Below are 840 nucleotides of genomic sequence, written 5' to 3'. Positions count from 1 at the left end.
CGCTCCCGATACAACGTGGCGATGGCCTTGGCGCTGTAAGTGTCCACAGGCAGCGAGGTGAGTACGGTTTTGATCTTGCCCTTTACCTCGTAGCTAACCTCGCGCACGTCCCAGTGCGTTGGCAGGTTGGGGTTACGCTTTCTGGCCTGAGCCGACACCTTCATACGCAGCAGGCGGTCGCCCTTGCCGTAGCGAGCGACTTCTTCGCTGACCAGCGCCTTGCGGGCCGGAATCAGCCAGTGCCGATCTTCCTCTGACGTGGCCAGGCTCAGCAGTAAATCGGCACTCCAGAAGCCCTTATCGAATAGCGTCACCGAACGGCTGGGAATCTGCTGCAAAAACTCATTGGCCAGGCGCATTTCACTGCGTCGATAGGGACTCAGTTGGGCATCGAGAATCAGATGCGAGCGCACGTTCATCAAGGCCACCAGCCTCAGCATGGGAAAGGGCGTCTGACGGTCGGTGGCGGTATTGCCGGAGCCGAAATGCTCTCGGAGTTCGGCAGTATCCGGGGTGCGCAGGAGCGCACCATCCACGGCCAAAACCTGCAGCCCTTGCCAGGTATCACCGTCATAGCGCTCGCAGCCCCATTGGTTACCCGTCTGGCGGAACAGCCACTCAACCGGATCGGCCCCCAGCCGTTTGCGCGCCTCGGTGACACCGCTCCTGGCCAGCAGGTCGAGAGAGGCCAGGCCCTGAGCGCAGATGTTCAGGCGTCGTGCGACCTCATGAACCGGCTCGTCGCGGAACAAGGCCATGCCCAGTACCAGCCAGAGTACCTGGTCGCTGGGCAAGCGCCGCCTCCGTATGGTGGCCTGGGCGGACAGGTCCAGCGCGGAT

The 840-nt window shown here is 62.4% G+C and carries 1 protein-coding gene; it reads right to left on the bottom strand.

The window, feature by feature from the left end; translation table 11 throughout:
• On the bottom strand, positions 1-840 hold an 840-nt coding region (locus PIN01S_RS26150; protein WP_139809714.1), incomplete at both ends, for an IS4 family transposase.

The organism is Pseudomonas indica NBRC 103045 (genome assembly GCF_002091635.1).
In the GTDB taxonomy this organism is placed as follows: Bacteria; Pseudomonadota; Gammaproteobacteria; order Pseudomonadales; family Pseudomonadaceae; genus Pseudomonas_M; species Pseudomonas_M indica.
The sequence above is the reverse complement of the archived record's forward strand: the minus strand, read 5'-3'. Positions and strand labels throughout refer to the sequence as shown.